Origin of the sequence: uncultured Sulfitobacter sp. (genome assembly GCF_947500075.1) — a bacterium.
Taxonomy (GTDB): Bacteria; Pseudomonadota; Alphaproteobacteria; order Rhodobacterales; family Rhodobacteraceae; genus Sulfitobacter.
Genome location: NZ_CANMQS010000013.1, coordinates 30,971 through 49,185, shown reverse-complemented (window position 1 = coordinate 49,185; position 18,215 = coordinate 30,971). Strand labels below are relative to the sequence as shown.

Below are 18,215 nucleotides of genomic sequence, written 5' to 3'. Positions count from 1 at the left end.
TCGACCAAATCAGAACCACGAAGAAAAGGCACTGAGAAGGCTTGTAAACTCACTCCTCTGACCGCCTGCCCCCGTGCAGGCGGCCGGGTGAGGGTGGGAGGTAACACGTGGAATTGTAGGCAAGTTGAATGCAGGAGCATACCCGATGACAACCTTTACTGTGCGCTCAAACGCCGAGCTGACGGATATTCTGAGCCGGATTGACGAGCTGGGTGGCGGCACCATCGCGCTGGAAGCATCAGGTGGCCCCTATCAGATCAGCGCACGCGATCTGGGCAGTGCAGGTGGACCGGTGACGATCACGGCGGCTGATCCGAGTGCACCGCCGGTGGTGGACAGTGTGGATCTGCGTGACAGTTCGCATGTGACGATCAGCAACCTGCATATTCAGGGCAAGGAAGCGGGCAATCCGCAGTCGGTCTATGTCAGCGGGTCAGACAACATCACCCTGACCGGCAATACGATGACCGGTGTGGCGGAAGAATTTCTCAGTAAAACAAACGGCGCGACCCACGCCAACAGTGCAATGCTCTTGCGCGATTCCACCAACCTTACAGTGTCCGACAATACAATTTCCAATTTCAGCACCGCCATTGGTGTTCTCGAAGTGGATGGAATGGTCATTGCAAACAATGACATCAGCCAATTGCAGGGGGACGGCATCCAGGGTGCGGGTTTCCGCAACGTGGACATCATCGACAACCACTTTCACAACTTTTTGGGCAGCACCCAATCCATCAACCATTCTGACATGATCCAGATTTGGGGTAAGAACGCCAAATCGGTTACTGAAAACGTGTTGATCTCAGGAAACTTGCTGGATGCCGGCGATGGCGCCCTGTCACAAAGCATTTTCATCAGGAACGAAGATTTTGGCCTGGGGAATGACCCCGAAAATGGATATTTCAAGAATATCGTCATTCGTGAGAACGTTATTCACAACAGCGCACCTCACGGCATTGCTGTAGGCCATACAGATGGTCTGGTCATCCAGTCGAACACACTTTTGAAAAGTGAAGCTGCGTATTTGTTCCACGATGACGGCTCCGAGATCTTCCCGACCGAGCCGCGCTATCATGTGACCGATTCCCTCAATGTTGTCGGGACGGACAATATCGGCACCGCTTACCTGGGCCAGATCACTGAAGCCGGCAACACCGTGCTGGTCTATGACAACACCATGGACCCGATGTATGTGAACAACCACATCGTGAACCTGTCAGGTCAGGGCGACACCGGCCTTGGCGATCTTCAGATCCGCACGGACAGCCCGCTGTGGGGCACCGCCGGCGCGCCGATGAGTTCGCTCTCAGGAGAAGGGTTGAGCGATCTGGGGCCGATCATCGCCACAACCAAGCTCACCGAAAACGCCCTGGCCCGCGAGCTGGACGCCAGCGCCAGCGCCTTGCCGGAAGGCGCCAGCGTCGCCTGGCATTTTGCGGATGGCAGCGTGATCCAGGGCACCACCATCACCCATATCTTCGAAACATCTGGCTTGCACGATGTGACGCTGGTCATCACCCAGGCTGATGGCACCAGCGCCAGCACCACCCGCCGCATCGAGATCGACGATCCCTATCTCTTCGCCTTCGACTTTGCCAATGGGGCCGAAGACATTACCACACGCGGGATTGAAGCGCAGGTCACCGGCAGCGACGCACAGGCGTTCGTCGACACGGCCGAGGACAAGGGCTTCTATCTGAACCCCAACACGGCCCTGAGCCTGGGCCGTGAAAACACCCAGCTTTTTGGCCGTGAAGCTTTCAACATCGACCTGCGGTTCAAACAGACCGATGCGATGAAAGACGGTGGTCTGCTGGGCATGCACACCGTCTTCAAACTGGACATCGAAAACGACGGCGCGCTGTCGTTCTGGCTGCGCACCTCGGATGGCGATTTCAAGATCACCACCGAAGCAGGTGTGATGAACACCACCGACTGGCAGGACATCGGCGTGCGCTATGACGGCGTCGCAGGCACGCTGACGCTGATGGTTGACGGTGTGACCATGGCCAGTGGCGCGGCAACCGGTGCAACCACCGGGCCGCTGTCATGGGGGGTACAACTGGGCCGCCCCTGGGGCGATGACGCCACGGGCGTGTTCGAAAGCGTCTCCATGAGCCTGCCACATGATGCCACCCCTACGCCCACCCCCACCACAATCGACGAAGGTGTCACCGTCATCAAAGAACCTGACGGGCATGTCATCATGCTGGGCGGCGCAGTCGGCATGAGCTTTGAGGATGTCGACGAAAACGCAGAGGTCGCGGCCCCGCCCCTTGAAGAAACGCCGCAGCCAGAGCCGGAGGCCCAACCCAATGTCCTGCTGGATGTGGATTTCTCGGACGGGGGCAAGGACGCGTCTTCTTACAATTCACAGATCAAGGATGACACCGCAGGTGCCGGTTTTACCACTGGCAAAGACGGTGACGGTTTCCAGTTGGGGACAGATGCAAGGTTCAACATCGACAATTCCAGCGCCCAGCTTTTCGGGCTGGATGCCTTCAACATTGCCTTTGATCTCCGCAAAGACACAGCCGATGCCCATGGGGGCCTGCTCAACCAGCATACCATCATGGATCTGGCGGTGCGCACGGATGGCGGCTTCACCCTGTCACTGACCACTGACGAGGGGTCTGTTAATCTGCGCACGGACGCAGGGCTGCTGAGCGACACCGACTGGCACAAGATCAACCTTGTCTATGACGGTGACAAGGGTCAGGTGGAGCTCCTTATGGACGGCAACAGCCTCGCCTCTGCCGCGCTCACCGGGCGCACCGCGGATGCAAAATACTGGGATTTTGTCGTGGGCGACCCCTGGGGTGACGGCCTGCCTGCGGTGGTCGACAATCTCAAGATCACCCTGCCTGATCCGGCACCCGAGGTGGCCGGTGTCTATGCCGAGGCACCGGGGATAGAGGATGCGATGCCCGACATTCCCGAACCGGCAGCCGAGCCTGCCCCGGTGGCGGATGCGCCCGCCGCCACGCCCGATCCGGAACCGGCCCCCGCCCCGCAGGACCCGCACATCCACAGCCTGCTGGATGTGGATTTCTCGGACGGTGGCGCGGACACATCCGGCTATGACAGCCAGATCAACGACCGCACCAATGGCGCGGGCTTTACCGATGGCAAGGAGGGCGACGGCTTCCAGATCGGCGGCAACACCACCTTCCGCATCGACAACAGCGCCACCCAGCTTTTCGGGCTGGAGACCTTCGACATCGGCTTTGACTTCCGCCGGGACGAAAATGGCGGTGATGGCGGTTTGCTGAACCAGCAAAAGGTGCTGGATCTGAACATGCGCGCCGATGGCGGGCTGCGGCTGAAACTGATCACCGACGAAGGCACAGTGCGCATGCGCACCGAAGCCGGGGTGCTGGACGATACCGACTGGCACCGGATCAACGTCACCTATGACAGCGACAAAGGCGTGGCCCAGATCCTTGTGGATGGCGAGGTCATGGCGTCGAAATCCCACAGCGGGCGTACTGCTGATGCGCATAAACGCGACTTCATCATTGGCGATCCCTGGCATGACAGTGCCGCAGGGGTGATCGACAATCTACAGGTCACCCGTCCGGCCACGGCCGAGGAAATCGCGCTTGCGACCGCCTCTGCCACTGCCAGCGCGCTGAGCCCGCTGTTTGCCGATCTTGCCGATGCAGAAGACGCGGAGAATGCGCCGATGGCCGGCTTTGAGACCGCCAGCAGCTTTGAACAGGCCTGGGCGCAGGGTCAGATCGACGCGATGTCGGACAACGGTCTGGTGCTTGACCCGTTGCTGCAGGTCTGATCACGCCCCTCCAACTCAAGGACGGGCGGCCAGCCGCCGCCCCTCCTGCCCCGCCCGCAGAGCCGCCACAGCGGCACGGGCGATGATCCCTGCCGCATGGGCCGAGGGGTGGTCATCATCGGTGTAGAACAGCTTGTCCCGATAGGCATTCACACAGCGCCCCGCGATCTGGCGGTCGCAAAAGAGCGGAGCCAGCGGCACCACCGTCACACCGCGCCCCTCAAGCTGCGCCATCATCGCGCGCGCAGGGGCGCTGCGCGCCTGCTGAACCGCCAGCGAGGTTGAGAGCACCGGGGCCGCCCCCCCGCCGAACAGCACCATCTTCGCCAGCCGTTCCGGCACATGCCAGCCGGCTTCGGGAAAGGGGCCCAGCAGGGTGACGGGGTGATCCATCGCCCGCTTTTCCAGCGTGGCGCGGGTATGATCCGCCAGATCCCCCTGCCCGGTCACCGCCATGCGCACCGCCTCCCCGTGCTCCTGCCCGCCTTCGCCATTGTCAAACCGCGTGCCTTGCAGCGCCAGCGTCCAGCGGGCGAAGACCAGCACGGGTGTTCCTTCCAATGTGGTCAGCGTGTCCCAAGCCTGCGCGCGCAGGCTGTGGCAGCCCGTCTGCCGCGCGGGCGGCACCCGCGTGGTGCCGGGGATCGGGTAGCAGCCGACATGGGCGAAACTGATCAGGACAATGCCCTCCCCCGCCAGGGCGCGGCGCAGCGCGGCAGAGAGGGCCATAGCGTGGGAATCCCCGATCAGCACCACTTTGGGCCGCGCCCGCGCATGGGTCAGGCAGGTGGTGATCTGGTCTTGGGTAACGCGGGTGTGCAGCGCGCAGGGATGCGCATCACGCGCCATCTGGGGGGTGGGTCCAAGGCCGTCGGGCAAGCCGCGGTCCATCTGTGGCAGCACCAGACCCAGCGCGATGAAACCCGCCAGCACGCCACCTGAGATGCGCAAGACCGGCGCCGGGCCGGGCCTGCGAAAGGGCTGTTCGACAAACCGCCATGTGACCCAGGCCAGCGCCAAGGCCGCCCCCGCCAGCCCCGCCATCAGCCAGGGTGCCGGCGCATCCAGACTGCGCAGCCGGGCAAAGGCAAAAAGCGGCTGGTGCCACAGATAGGCGCTGTAGCTGATCAGCCCGATGCCTACGAGGGGACGGCACGCCAGCAGTGCCGCCGTGCGCGTGCCCGCCTGCGCGTAGCGGATCACCAGCACGGTGCCCGCAACGGGCAGCAGCGTCCAGGTGGAGGGAAACGGGGTCTGCGCATCATACAACAGCAAGGCCGCAAGGATCATGGCAAGGCCAATCGCGGCCAGCCCGTCACGCGGGGCACCGGGATGATGCCGCGCCACCAGCGCGGCCAGCGATCCGGCCAGCAGCTCCCAGGCGCGGGTCGGGGCCAGATAGAACGCCGCTTCGGGCCGCGCGCCGACGGTGAGGACGGCCAGCGCGAAACTGGCCACCGCCAGCAGGGTGATGCAGACAATGAGATGCCGCCGCGCGCGGTGCCAGAGCAGCGCCAGCAGCGGCGGGAACAGCAGGTAGTATTGCTCCTCCACCGCCAGTGACCATGTGTGCAGGAGCGGCTTGGCCTCGGCGGCGGTGGCGAAATAGCCGCCCTCCTGCCAGAACAGGATGTTGGATGAAAACAGCCCCACCGCCATCAGTGACCGGGCAAAACCCTCAAACGCCGCAGGGCCCATCCACAGCCAGGCAAAGGGCACAGATGCCAGCACCACCACGGTAAGCGCAGGCAGCAAACGCCGGGCGCGGCGGATGTAGAAGTCCGTGAGGGAATAGCGATCTTGCGCCAAAGCGCCCAAGAGGATCGCGGTGATCAGATAGCCCGAGAGGACAAAGAAGACATCGACCCCGGCAAAACCGCCCGAGAACAGGGTGAACCCTGCGTGAAAGGCAATCACCGGCAGCACCGCCACCGCCCGCAGCCCGTCTATTTCAGCGCGGTAGTGCATCTGCCCCCATAGCCCGGCGTGTCACGGCCCGGCGCAACGGGGCCGCGACAAGGGTTAGGAAAGTTTGGTTAACGAAACCTTAAGGGGCCTCAGCGCAGCCCCACGATCCCCGTGGCCGAGGTGCCGGTGGCCATCACCTGATCGACGCGCAGCGGATAGACCATGCCGCTTTGTGCATTGGCGAAATCCACCACATCACCGGACACCATACGCACCCGGATGGCGCCAGCGCCGCCCACATAGAGCGCGCGCACGGCGTCGGCCAGCGGCGCGCCATCACTGGGGGTAATCGCCTCGGCTGCGCGCGCGGGCGAAGTCAGGCCGGTGGTATGGGAAGAAAAATCATCAGACATCTAAAGTCTCCTTGCAAGGATCCCGCAGGGTGCGGGCAGAGGGGAGGAGGCTTACCCCATGGGCGTTAAGGCTGGTCTGGGGGAGCGTGCGGGCGGGGGGCAACGGGGGGGCGTGAGCCGTGCAGCGCCAGACCCTGGGCGGGCGCATCCCTTCCTGACAGCGTGGCAGTTTATGGCTGCCAAACATACGCCGCCTCACCAGCGTGGCACTTGCGGTTGCCAAAGCGCCAGACCGTGGGAGGGTCTGGCGCTGCACGGCGGGCTAAAGCCCTTGATTCCGTGCGGGTGGATCAAACCCCGTAGGGTGCGCATTTACGGCGCACCGTGCTTCATGTCGGCATGAAACCCCGGCGCGGGATGATCGCATGCCGGGGCGCTGTTTTGGTTCTGTGGATGGTGCGCAGTAAATGCGCACCCTACGGCACGTCACATCACTCCCGGAATGCCCGCCGCAGATGCGTCGTCACCGGATGCAGCAGATACGCCAGCACCGTCCGGTCGCCGGTGTGCAGATAGGCCTCCACCGGCATGCCGGGGATCAGATCCACGTCGCCGGCCCGCGCCAGTTCCTCATCCGACACATCCAGACCCACGCGGTAAAATTCCTGCCCCGTCTTGGGATCCGTCACGGCAGCGGCGGAGACAGACGTCACCTCGCCCTTCAGCTGCGGGGTGCTTTGGGGATCAAAGGACGCCAGCACCAGTTCAGCCGATTGCCCCGGACGCACCTGATCCACGGACCGTGGATCAACGCGCAACTCGAAATCCAGACCCCGGTCCAGCGGGATCACCTGCAGGATCGTGCCGCCGGGGGCCACAACGCCGCCTTTGGTCGCCACCTGCATCTCATGCACGATGCCGCCCGTGGGCGCGCGAATGTCGATGCGGTCCAACTGTGCCGTGCGGGTGACAATCTCCAGCGTCAATTCCTCCACCTCTGCGGTGGCATCGCGCAGGGTGGAAATCACCTCTTCGCGGAACGCCCGTTCGGCCTGGCGCAATTCAAGATGCGCGTCACGGCCCGCAATCTCCAGCCGCGACAGCGTGGCCCGCAGGCCCGCCATTTCGCCGGTCAGCTGCGCCCGTGCCCGTTGCAGTTGCGACAGCTGACTTTGCCGCACAAGCCCCTGTTTGGAGAGCTTGCGCAGCCCATCCAGATCCCCGTCCAGAGAGGCCGCCTGCTCCTCAACCGCCGCCATCTGGCCCTGGGTGCCTTCCCGTTGGGTTTCCAACTGGTGGAGCGTCTCCGCCAGTTGCTCGCGCTGACCTTGGAGGGTCTCAGCGCGGGTTTTGAAAATCGCCAGCTCGCGGGCCATGGGTTCCGCAATATCCGGCGCCGCAAAGGGCAGCGGGGGCAGAGAGAAATCAGGGGTCTCAAGACCCAGTTGTTCAGCGCGCAACCGCGCCTGCCGCGCCAATGCCGCCGCCAGACGGCCGCGCGAAATGTTCAGGTTCACTTCCACCAGCGTCGGATCAAGCTGCATCAGCAGATCATCCGCGCGCACCCGGTCACCATCCTGCACGTGAATGGCGGCAATCACACCGCCATCGAGGCTTTGCACCACCTGCGGTTTGCCCGGCACCACGGCCTGCCCGCTGGCCACCACAGCACCGCCAATGACGGTGGTCGCCGCCCAGCCCCCCACCGCGCCAAAGAGCGCGACAAAGCCAAACGCCCCCAGCCACAGGGTGCGGCGCAATCCGCATTCCGGGGCCTGCACGGAGGGCGCAGCGCCCCCGGTCTGATCGGTCAAAAGCTTCATGCCTGCGCCCTTTGCTCAAAATCGAATGCGTCGCTGCCGGGCGCTCCGGCGGCCTCAGCCCCCTCTGCCGGGCGCACATCCGCATGGGAGATGCGGCGCGTGATCATCGGGACCTTGCGCGCCTTTGCCGCCTCTGCGGCCTCCGCTTCGCGTTGGCGGCGGGCGCGGGCTTCGGCCAGCGCCAGCACCGGCAGGCTCATGGACACCGGCGGTGTGTCCCCTTCAAATTCGGCATCCGGGCCATTGCCGTCATCGGCATCAAGAAGGTCTTCCGGGACCTGTCCCTCTGCCGGTGTCGGTGGGCTCACCGGGGCGGCCTCAATCACCGCTGTGGGTGTCTTGCCCCTCTCCAGCGTGGCTTCTGACGGGCTGACCACTTTGAAATCCTCCGCCAGCACATCATCCTTGTCACCAAAGACCCGCACCATGCCGGCATCCAGTATCATCAGCTTGTTCACCGCCGCCAGCACGCTGGGCCGGTGCGCCATCACCACCACGGTGGAGCCTGCATCGCGCAGGGCGGCAATCGTCTGGGTCAGGGCCGCGTCGCCGGCCATATCCAGGTTCGAATTCGGTTCATCCAGCACCACGATGCGCGGCATGCCGTGCACCGCACGGGCCAGTCCCAGCCGCTGCATCTGACCGCCCGACAGGGGCACGGGGGCCGCAGGGTCACACAATTGCGTGCCGTACCCCTTGGGCAGTTTCAGGATCATGTCGTGGATGCCGGTGAGCGTGGCCGCCGCAATGACGCTTTCGTCAGAGGCCGCCGGATCAAACCGCGCAATGTTGTCACGGATCGTGCCCGGCAGCATCTCCAGCACCTGCGGCAGATAGCCGATGTTGCGGCCCAGCCGCACCGGGTCCCATTGTTCGGGCCGCGCGCCGTCAAAGCGGATCTCGCCCGCGTCGCCCTGCATGGCGCCGACCAGCAGCCGCGCAAGGGTGGATTTGCCACTGGCGGAACTGCCAATGACGCCCAGCCCGTCGCCGGGGGTCAGCTCAAAATCAATGCCGGACAGGATGCGCGGAGCATCGGTGGCGCCCAGAGGCGCGCCGGGGACCAGTTTGGTCAGGGCGCGCACGCTGATGGTGCCGGTGGGATCGGGCAGATCGACCCGTTCGGGGGTATCTTCGGCCTGATTGAAATTCTCTGACAACCGGCGGTGGGCCGCCAGCCCCTGCCCGATCGCGCGCCACTGGCCGATCAGCTGATCAACCGGGGCCAGGGCGCGGCCCGACAGGATGGAGGCGGCAATGATCATGCCTGCTGAAATCTGCGATTGCAGCACCAGCAAAGCGCCCAGCGTCAGGATCGCCGATTGCAACAGCATCCGAAACGCGCGGCTGGTGGCGGCCAAAGCCTCCGACGGATCGCCGCCCTTTTGCGCGGACACCAGTACCTTGTGGTGCAGATCGCGCCAGCGGCCGGCAATCGCCCCATACATGCCCATGGCAAAAATCGCTTCGGCATTGCGGCGGCTGCGGTCGGTAAAGTCCCGCTCGGCCCCTTCAAAGCGGCCTGCATGGCGGATGGCATTCCGGGTCAGGGCGCGGTTCAAAAGCGCAATCAGCGCCGCAACGCCAGCGCCCGCCACCGTGAGCCACCCCAGCCAGGGGTGAATGAGGAAAAGCACCGCCAGAAACAGCGGTACAAAAGGCAGATCTGCAAGGGCGGTGACGGCCGGGCTTGAGAGAAACCCCCGCACCGCCCCGAGATCCTGGAGGGCCGTTCCCGCTTCTGCGCCGGCTTTCATGTCTGTCTTGTCGTCTGTCCCGGAGGGGGTCTGAGCGGTTCCGGCAGGCAGGCCTGCGCGCACCCAGCGTCCAAAGGCCGGCACGCCCAACGCGCGATCCAGCCGCAAGGCGGCGCGCGACAACAGCCGCACCCGCAAAAAGTCGTAAAACCCAAGGAAGGCAAAGAGGATCACCACAACGCTGAACAGCCCCATCAACGTGGAGACCGACCCGCTGGAGAGCACCCGGTCATAGATCTGCAACATGTAGATCGAACCGGTCAGCATCAGCACATTGATGATGGCCGACATCCCCAGCACTGCCCAGACCGCGCCGCGCAATCCGCGCAGGGCGGAAGGATAGCTGGTGGATGTGCCGGCCGCCCCTGCTGCGGGGCCGGTATCGGGTGCCTGTGTCTTGCCGCGCCAGCGCATGGGCGAACCTTTCTCAAAGAGGTGTTTTCCTCTGTCTGAGCAGGTATCGCGGCAACATCATGGCAACAGTCAGGCTGAAATTGGATTATCGTTTCAGATTAGGCAACATTTCGCACAGATGCCCCGGAGTGTCGCAGCCTCTGAGGATCAGGCGGGTTACTCGTAATAGCCGTAATCATGGCTGGCACCCATGTAGCGGCACTTGTTCAGCACCACGCCCATCACGTTGGTCTGGCTGGCCAGTTCCTGTTCGCAGATGTCGATTTCCTTGACGCTGGTGGATTCCGCACCGGCCACCAGCAGCACGCAATCCACATGGCGGGCAAAGGCCATCATGTCATCGGTCACCAGCATCGGCGGGGTGTCAAAGATCATCAGATCGGGGGCGTAATCGGCTTCCATCCGGTTCAGGATCTGCGGCACCTTGGGGCTGCCCAGCAGTTCGGCGGCGTCCTGCATCGGGGTCTGGTTGCTGGCAATCGCCAGATTGTCACCATGGCGCAGGGCGTTGTCGGCAAAACCGGCGGTACCCGCCAGCACCTGACCGAAATGCAGATTTTTCTCGATCCCCAGCATCCGGCTGAGCGAGGGGCGGCGCCAGTCCAGCTCCAGCAGCATGGTGCGCAGATCGGGCTGGCGTTGCAGGCTCATCGCCAGGTTCAGCGCGATGGTGCTTTTGCCGCAGGCCGCCGTGGGCGAGGTGATCGCCAGCCGCCGCCAGTTGTTGTCGCGCATCTGTTGCAGCACACGGGTGCGCATCATGTCGATGCCGGTGGCATCGCGCCCGCCGCTCAGCGCCACGATCCGGTTGCGTTTGATCGTGCGCGGGCTGAGCGTCAGCGCCGGGAGCGCGTCCCAGGCCGCCTGCACATCCGCCTGCGGGCCGGGCTGGGAGGCGACCGCCGCGGCCACCGCGGCCCGGTCAAGCGTCGGGGCCGGTGTCTGCGCGCGCGCAGGCAGGGCAGCGGCCCGGTCGGGCTGGGCGGCAACGCTGCCGCGTTCGGCGCGGGCCTTGGCAAGGGCGGATTGTATCTTTTCCATGGCGCGTTCCTCAGACCGGGCTGCGGGGAGCAAGGGGAGACCATCCCGCAAGGCCCACCTGCCCTGCCAGCGTGTCCATCAGCTCATCCAGCGGCATGATATAGGTATCCACCGCCCAGAGCGCGGCCGGGATGCCAATCAGGAAGACCCCCAGAATGCCGAAAATGATCAGCCGGCGGCGGACCCGTTCAGCGCGGGTGCGGTAATAGGGCAAAGTGGCAAAGGGCGTGATCCCCAGCGCGTTTGTCAGATCGGCCGGGCGGCGGATGCCCTTGTTGGTCAGTTCCAGCAGGAACACCATGCCCAGCCCCAGCAGGATGCCGCCGCTGACCCCGCCTGCGGCGATCAGCATGCGGTTGGGTTTTTCGGGTTCGGCAGGCACCACGGCCTGTTCCACGATGGAAATCCGCTGGCCCTGCCGCAGGGCTTCGATGATGTCGCCGGTTTCAGCACGGGCCTTGTTGGCCACGGCCTGATCATATTGCACCCGCACGTTGGCATAATCACGCTCCAGCGTTTCCAGCGTGATGGAATTGCCCGGCGTTTCCTCGATCGAGCTGCGCAGGTCGGCCAATGTGTCGGTGACCAGCTTTTTCTGATCGGCCAGGAATTCAAGTTCGCCGTCGATCTCGGCCAGTTCGATCTCATAGGCGGTCAGCGGCTGGCCGTCCCCGCCGGTTGCCGCAGCCGGGTCGATCTGCGCGTCAACCACCGTGCGCAGCGCTTCGATGCGCGCTTCGAGCAGTTTGATGCGGGGGTTTTCCGGGGACAGGATCGACAGCTGCGCGGCCAGTTCGTTCTCCAGTTCCCGCAATTGTGCCTGTTCGGCGGTCCGGGCCACCTCGGGCACATTGGCCTCGGGACCAAAGGCCTCATGCAGGCGCACCATGCGGTTGCGCCGGTCAATCAGCGCGGCTTCCTGCCGTTCGACCTGCAACAGGCGTTCCTGATTGGCGGCCTGCTGGGTGCGGCGGAATTCCAGACTGTCGGGCAGGGCTTCCTGGTTTTCTTCCTTGAAAGCCAGGATCACAGCACCCCGGTCGGCCAGTTCCTTGTCCAGCCGGCCCACCTCCTGCTCGAAAAACTCCAGCGTCTGGCGCGCCACGCGGGTCCGCATGGAGACGTCTTCGCGCAAAATCAGCGTGACCAGCTCGTTGGTGACCGTGGCGGCCAGCTGTGCGGAGGGCGCTTCAAAGCTCACCCCCATCAGCGTCGCGCGCACCAGACCGCGCTGGGTGCCACCACCGGTGGTGACGATGTTGATGCGGTTGCGCATGTCCTCGACCAGCTTGTCGGTGTCTTCGGGCTGGCGGGCCTGACCGGGATCCTCACCGTAGATGTCCAGCCGGTTGGCCATATCGACCAGCGTGTCACGGGTCAGGATGCGCTGCTGGATGATCTCGATCTGCTCACTGGCCTGGGTGCGCACCGTGGAAGACGCCAGATCGCCGGGGATCTGTTCGGATTCCACCAGCAGACGCGCTTCCGACAGATAGACCGCCGGCAGCACCTTCGCCAGCGTCACACCAACGGCCGAACCGATGATCAGGAACAGCAAGAACCAGTGCAGGCGCCGTAAAAACAGCATGAAATAAAACCGGAAATCCATGATCAGTCGGCCTTTTTCTTCTGGTGCGATTCAAGCACCAGCACCGAATTGTCCCGCGGCGGCGCGGGCGCAGGGGCCGGTGGCGCTGCGGGGGCATCCTCCAGCGTGTTCACAAAGAACACCCCGTCATCCAGCACCTGCTGCACCGTCAGGCGCGTCACGGTCTTGTTTTCCTTGGTGAAGGCATAGACCATCGCCAGATCGCTGAGCTGATTGACCAGCCGGGGCACGCCGCCGGTGGCTTCAAAGATCAGATCACGCGCGGACAGATGGAAAATCTCGGATGTGGCGCCGGCCACTTTCAAACGGTGCGAAATATAGCTGCGCACGGTGCGCAGATCCATTGCCTCCAGATGAAAGGCCGAAGACACCCGCTGCGCAAACTGGCGCAGATCGGGGCGGCGCACCATGTCGCGCAGTTCCGGCTGGCCCACAAGGACCAGCTGCAACAGCTCATCCTTGTTGGAATTGATGTTGGTGAACATGCGCAGCTCTTCCAGGCTCTCGCGGGAGAGGTTCTGCGCTTCGTCAAAGATCAGCACCACCCGGCGCCCGGCAGCATATTGATCGATCAGATAGGTCTGGAACCGGCCAAAAAGGTCGACATAGGTCTCATCGGCCCGCGCCTCCTGCCCCAGCGCCAGAAGCACCCAGCGCAACAGCTCGCCGCGATCCCCATGGGCATTGGCAATCAGCCCCACCTGCACCTCGTCCCCGACCGAGCGCAAAAGCTGGTGCATCAGCGTGGTCTTGCCCGCGCCCACTTCGCCGGTGATCAGCGTGATCGGCGCACAGGTGACAATGCCGTATTCCAGCATCGCATAGGCCCGCTTGTGCGCCGGCGACCAGAACAGGAAGTCGGGATCGGGCACCAGCGAGAAGGGGCGCTCGGTCAATCCGAAAAAGCCTGTGTAGATGTCGATGGTGCTGTTCATGCCAACTCTTGAATACTACGAAACGGGGCTGTGCACCACGAAACTGGCCAAAACATGACCAAATGCCACAACCTGTCTTAACTTGGGCACGGCCTAGCGCGAAAGCAACACCGCGGGCAAGGTCTGCAATGCCGGCGGTCTGCGCCGCGCCTCACAAAAAACTGCCGTAAAAAGTGGCAGGAACATGCAGGGCAATTGTGGCAATTTTATGCTATTTTGCCAAATTTCTTTCACAGTCGGCCGAAAGCCTTTATGATTGCGGCCATGGTGATCGACTCGTGCTGCCCCCTGTCTGCGGTTTTGCAGGCGCTCAAGAACCGGGCAGTATCCGGGCTTTGTACTTGGTTCTAAAGGTTTTCTGGTTCTGATATGACACTTCACTATCGCGATGATGCGCTGCAGGCGGATGCCCGTGCGGCAGCAGGGCTGCCGGGGCTGACCTTCTCTCAGCGGTTGTACCGGCAGGGGATCAAACGCACGCTGGATGTGGTGCTTTGCCTGATGATGGCGCCCTTTGTGGGGCTGATCGTACTGGTGCTGGCGCTGCTGGTGGCGCTGGACGAGGGCAAACCCTTCTATTCGCAGCTGCGGGTGGGGCGGAACGGGCGGCTCTACCGGATGTGGAAACTGCGCAGCATGGTGACAGACGCCGATGCCCGGCTCGAGGCCTGCCTGGCCGCCTGCCCTGACGCCCGCGCCGAATGGCACAGCACCCAGAAACTCAAGAACGATCCGCGCATCACCCGTCTGGGTCAGATGCTGCGCCGCGCCTCTCTGGATGAGCTGCCGCAACTGTGGAACGTGCTGCGCGGGGATATGAGCCTGGTGGGCCCGCGCCCGATGATGCCCGAACAACGCGCGCTCTATCCCGGTCAGGCCTATTACGCCCTGCGCCCCGGCATCACCGGCATCTGGCAGGTGTCGCAGCGCAATGCCTCCAGCTTTGCCGACCGGGCGGTCTATGACGCGCGCTATCACGGGCAGGTGTCGCTGGGCACGGACCTGCGGCTGCTGCTGGCCACGGTGCGGGTGGTGCTGCGCGGCACCGGCTACTGACCCCAAACACCGTTTTCACGTCCGCTCTGCCCTTTGGGTATCACGCGCCTGTTTATGAGCGCCTATCGACATAGGCGGTCCAGAATGGCATGGACAGTCTGACTGCCACCTGCCCCCACATTCCCTACTTCCCGCGAGGATCCCATGAAGCGTTTTCGTCTGATTCTGATCTCCCTGCTGACGGGCAGCCTGCTGGTGCTGGCGGGCTGTGAAAGCGATGAAGAAAAGGCGGAGCGGTTTTACCAGTCCGGCCTGGCCCTGATGGAAGCGGGGGACCCCGAACGCGCGCTGGTGGAGCTGCGCAATGTCTTTGAACATGACGGCTTTCACAAAGAAGCCCGCACGCTCTATGCCGCCACGGTGCTGGAGCTGGGCCGGACGCAGGAAGCCTACAGCCAGTATCTGCGCCTGATCGAACAATACCCCGACACGCTGGAGGGGCGGCTGGCGCTGACCCGGCTGGCCATCTCTTCGGGCAATTGGTCCGAAGTGGAGCGCCACGGCTCCGCCGCTGTCGAGCTTGCCCCCGACCGGCTGGAGGTGCAGGCCATTGACCTGACGCTGCAATACCGCGCCGCCGTGCAGGAGCGCGACGCGCAGGCCCGCGCCGAGATCACCACCCAGGCCGAAGCGCTGCTGGGCCGGATGGATGCCGAAGGGCTGCCCGATGACGGCATGCTGGTGCGCATCCTGATCGACAACATCCTGCAAGGTGAGGCGCCCACCGATGCCCTGCCGATCATCGACCGCGCGCTGGAGATCGATCCCACGGCCGAAGACCTCAACATGCTCAAGGCGCAGCTTCTGAATGATCTGGGCGATGTGGCGGCCACCGGCGCGCATCTGCGCACCATGGTGGAGCGCTTCCCCGACAACAGCGCATTCGCGCAGACGCTGATCACCTGGTATCTGCGGCAGGGCGACATCGACGGGGCGGAGGCTTTCCTGCGGGAACAGGCAGGCCCCGACACCGGGCCGACGCAGGGCCACATCAACGTGGTGCAGCTGTTGCAGAACACCCGCGGCGATGACGCCACACGGGCGGAACTGGAACGCCTGATCGCCGCCAATGCGCAATCGGGCAATGCGCCGGTCTATACCGCGATGCTGGCCGCAATTGATTTCCGCACCGGCAACCGCGCCGGTGCCATCGCCAGCGTGCGCGGCGCCATCGACGCCTCCGGAGAGGGCGCGCAGAAAAACCGCCTGAAGGTGACGCTGGCGCAGATGCTGATCGCCGACGGCGATCAGGATGCCGCCGATGCGCTGGCCGAAGAGGTGCTGGACGCCGACCCCAGCAACGTGCCCGCCCTGCGCATGCGCGCCGCGCGGCTGATCCGCGAAGACAACCCCGGTGCCGCCATCGTCGCCCTGCGCACCGCACTGGACCAGAACCCGCGGGATGCCGATACGCTGACCCTGATGGCCCAGGCCCATGAACGCGACGGCGACATCGACCTGATGGGCGAACGGCTGGCACTGGCGCTGGATGTGTCCGACAACGCCGCCCCCGAGGCGATGCGCTATGCCCAGTTCCTGCTGTCGCAGGAGCGCCGGTCGGTGGCCGTGGCGGTGCTGGAGGACGCGCTGCGGCGCAGCCCCGGCAATGTGCAGCTGCTGCTGATGCTGGCGGATGTCCATCTGGGCGCGCAGGACTGGGACGAAGCGCGCGCGCTGGTCACCCTGCTGCGCCGCATCGACACCCCCGAGACGCTTGAGCGCGCCACCGAACTCGAAGCGCGCATCCTGCAGGCGCAGGACCGGACCGATGAAAGCCTCGCCATCCTCGAAGGCCAGATCGACAGCAGCGATGACAACGCCCGGCCGGTCATCCTGGTGATCCAGGCGCAGATCCGCAACGGCCGGCTCGATGCCGCCCGGCGGACCCTGAACGACGCGCTGGCCGAAGACCCCGACAGCCCGGACCTGCTGCTGCTGGATGCCAGCGTCTATGCGCTGGCAGGCGAGATTGCCGAAGCCGAAGCCGGCTACCGCGCGCTGGTGGCGCGCTTCCCGCAAAGCGAATTGCCCGTGCGCCTGCTGATGAGCCTGCTCAACAGCGATGGCCGCCCCGAGGATGCCGAACAGGTGCTCAATGAAGCACTTGAGGTGATGCCCGACCAGCCCAACCTGCTGTGGATCCGCGCCAGCGCGCTGGAACAGCGCGGCCAGTTCGAAGAGGCCATCGCGGTCTATGAGGCGATCTATGCCAATGACACCTCCAGTGCGGTGGTGGCCAACAATCTGGCCAGCCTGATCACCACCCACCGCGATGACCCCGAAAGCCTGACCCGGGCGGCGGGCATTGTGCGCCGCCTGCGCGGCACCGAAGTGCCCGCCTTTCAGGACACCTATGGCTGGATCGCCTACCGCCGGGGCAACCTGGAAGAGGCGCTGGAATACCTTGAACCCGCCGCCGAAGCGATGATCGACGATCCGCTGGCGCAGTATCATCTGGGCATGACCTATAATGCCATCGGCCGGCTGGAGGATGCCCGCGCCACGCTGACCCGCGCGCTGGAACTGGCAGGCGACAGCCCCCTGCCCCAGTTCGACATCGCCCGTGAAACGCTGGCTGGGCTGGAGGCGGGTGGCAGCGGCGATTAGAGCACCGGTCTGAAGTGGCATGCTTGGGTGCTCTGCCTTGTGCGTTCTTACCGGGGTGATACGTCGCGCATTTCGGAGGCTCTGCCTCCGGACCTCCGGGATATTTATGGAGAAAAGATGGGGGGGTGGCTGTTCTGGGCCGTGACCTGATCACCCCAGTTCCGCGATGATCCACCTGACCCTGCCTTTTGTTTTTGAAAGCAGGCATAATAGGCCCTACACCAACCGCAACATGCCGCAGCCCCCATGACGGTTTGAAAGGAAAACGGATGACATTTCGCACCTATATTGCGCGCCTCCCCCTCGCTCTGATGGCCCTGTCCCTGCTGTTGGCAGGCTTTGCCGCCAGCCCGGCGGACGCCCAGGGCTACCAGATCCGCGCAGGCGACGTGCTGCGCATCGAAGTGCTGGAAGACGCCAGCCTGAACCGCACCGTGCTGGTGGCCCCGGACGGGCGCATCTCCGTGCCCTCCGCAGGATCCCTGCGCGCGGCCGGCAATACCGTCGAAGGGGTCCAGCGCACCCTGACCACCCGGCTCGAAGGCAACTTCGCCGCCGCCCCCAACGTCTATGTCAGCATCGAACGGCTGGCCGAACGCGCACCCCGGCTGCCCCGCGGCCCGGTCGAGCCCGAGACGATTTCGGTCTACGTGATGGGAGAAGCCACCCGCCCTGGCAAGATCGAGGTCGAGCCGGGCACCTCCGTGTTGCAGATGTTTGCCGAAATGGGCGGTTTCACCAAATTCGCCGCCACCAAACGCATCCAGCTGCGTCAGGGCGACACCATCCGCAAGCTGAACTATCCCAACATCGAGGCAGGCGGGCCCGCAGGCCGCATCACCCTGCGCGATGGGGATGTGATCGTGGTGCCGCAGCGCCGCCTGTTCGAATAAGCCGCGCGCATCGCTGCTGCCCC

Annotated in this window: 11 protein-coding genes; 4 read left to right on the top strand and 7 right to left on the bottom strand. The window is 64.3% G+C overall.

Annotated features, from left to right (window positions below):
* Positions 1 to 145: 145 nt before the first annotated feature.
* Entirely contained in the window at positions 146 to 3,796 is a 3,651-nt protein-coding gene (locus Q1A91_RS22830) for a LamG-like jellyroll fold domain-containing protein (protein WP_299883002.1), read from the top strand.
* Between the two features lie 15 nt (positions 3,797 to 3,811).
* Here the strand turns inward: Q1A91_RS22830 and Q1A91_RS22825 are convergent, their stop codons facing one another.
* The 7 genes from Q1A91_RS22825 to Q1A91_RS22795 form a co-directional block, all read right to left on the bottom strand.
* Positions 3,812 to 5,764, bottom strand: a complete 1,953-nt coding sequence (locus Q1A91_RS22825) for an acyltransferase family protein (RefSeq protein WP_299883001.1) — start codon at positions 5,762 to 5,764, stop codon at positions 3,812 to 3,814.
* Between the two features lie 89 nt (positions 5,765 to 5,853).
* Complete coding sequence (locus tag Q1A91_RS22820; protein WP_299882999.1) at positions 5,854 to 6,117, bottom strand: hypothetical protein; 264 nt, start codon at positions 6,115 to 6,117, stop codon at positions 5,854 to 5,856.
* 431 nt (positions 6,118 to 6,548) lie between these two features.
* Positions 6,549 to 7,880 carry an HlyD family type I secretion periplasmic adaptor subunit gene (locus Q1A91_RS22815; protein WP_299882997.1) on the bottom strand — a complete coding sequence of 444 codons (1,332 nt, stop codon included), beginning with the start codon at positions 7,878 to 7,880 and terminating at the stop codon, positions 6,549 to 6,551.
* Positions 7,877 to 10,051 carry a type I secretion system permease/ATPase gene (locus Q1A91_RS22810; protein ID WP_299882995.1) on the bottom strand — a complete coding sequence of 725 codons (2,175 nt, stop codon included), beginning with the start codon at positions 10,049 to 10,051 and terminating at the stop codon, positions 7,877 to 7,879. Before Q1A91_RS22810 ends, Q1A91_RS22815 begins: the two co-directional genes overlap by 4 nt.
* A 156-nt stretch (positions 10,052 to 10,207) precedes the next feature.
* On the bottom strand, positions 10,208 to 11,092 hold the full coding sequence (locus tag Q1A91_RS22805; RefSeq protein ID WP_299882994.1) for a CpsD/CapB family tyrosine-protein kinase: 885 nt from the start codon (positions 11,090 to 11,092) through the stop codon (positions 10,208 to 10,210).
* Between the two features lie 10 nt (positions 11,093 to 11,102).
* Entirely contained in the window at positions 11,103 to 12,701 is a 1,599-nt protein-coding gene (locus Q1A91_RS22800; protein ID WP_299882992.1) for a lipopolysaccharide biosynthesis protein, read from the bottom strand.
* A gap of 2 nt (positions 12,702 to 12,703) precedes the next feature.
* On the bottom strand, positions 12,704 to 13,636 hold the full coding sequence (locus Q1A91_RS22795; protein ID WP_299882990.1) for an AAA family ATPase: 933 nt from the start codon (positions 13,634 to 13,636) through the stop codon (positions 12,704 to 12,706).
* 369 nt (positions 13,637 to 14,005) lie between these two features.
* Between Q1A91_RS22795 and Q1A91_RS22790 the strand changes: the two genes are divergently transcribed.
* The 3 genes from Q1A91_RS22790 to Q1A91_RS22780 all read left to right on the top strand — a co-directional run bounded on the left by Q1A91_RS22790 (position 14,006) and on the right by Q1A91_RS22780 (position 18,192).
* A complete protein-coding gene (locus Q1A91_RS22790) occupies positions 14,006 to 14,692 on the top strand; it encodes a sugar transferase (protein ID WP_299882988.1) in 687 nt (228 codons plus the stop codon).
* A gap of 144 nt (positions 14,693 to 14,836) precedes the next feature.
* Positions 14,837 to 17,299: a tetratricopeptide repeat protein gene (locus Q1A91_RS22785; RefSeq protein WP_299882986.1), complete on the top strand. Its 2,463-nt coding sequence runs from the start codon at positions 14,837 to 14,839 to the stop codon at positions 17,297 to 17,299.
* A 269-nt stretch (positions 17,300 to 17,568) separates the two neighbouring features.
* On the top strand, positions 17,569 to 18,192 hold the full coding sequence (locus tag Q1A91_RS22780) for a polysaccharide biosynthesis/export family protein (RefSeq protein WP_299882984.1): 624 nt from the start codon (positions 17,569 to 17,571) through the stop codon (positions 18,190 to 18,192).
* Positions 18,193 to 18,215 lie beyond the last annotated feature (23 nt).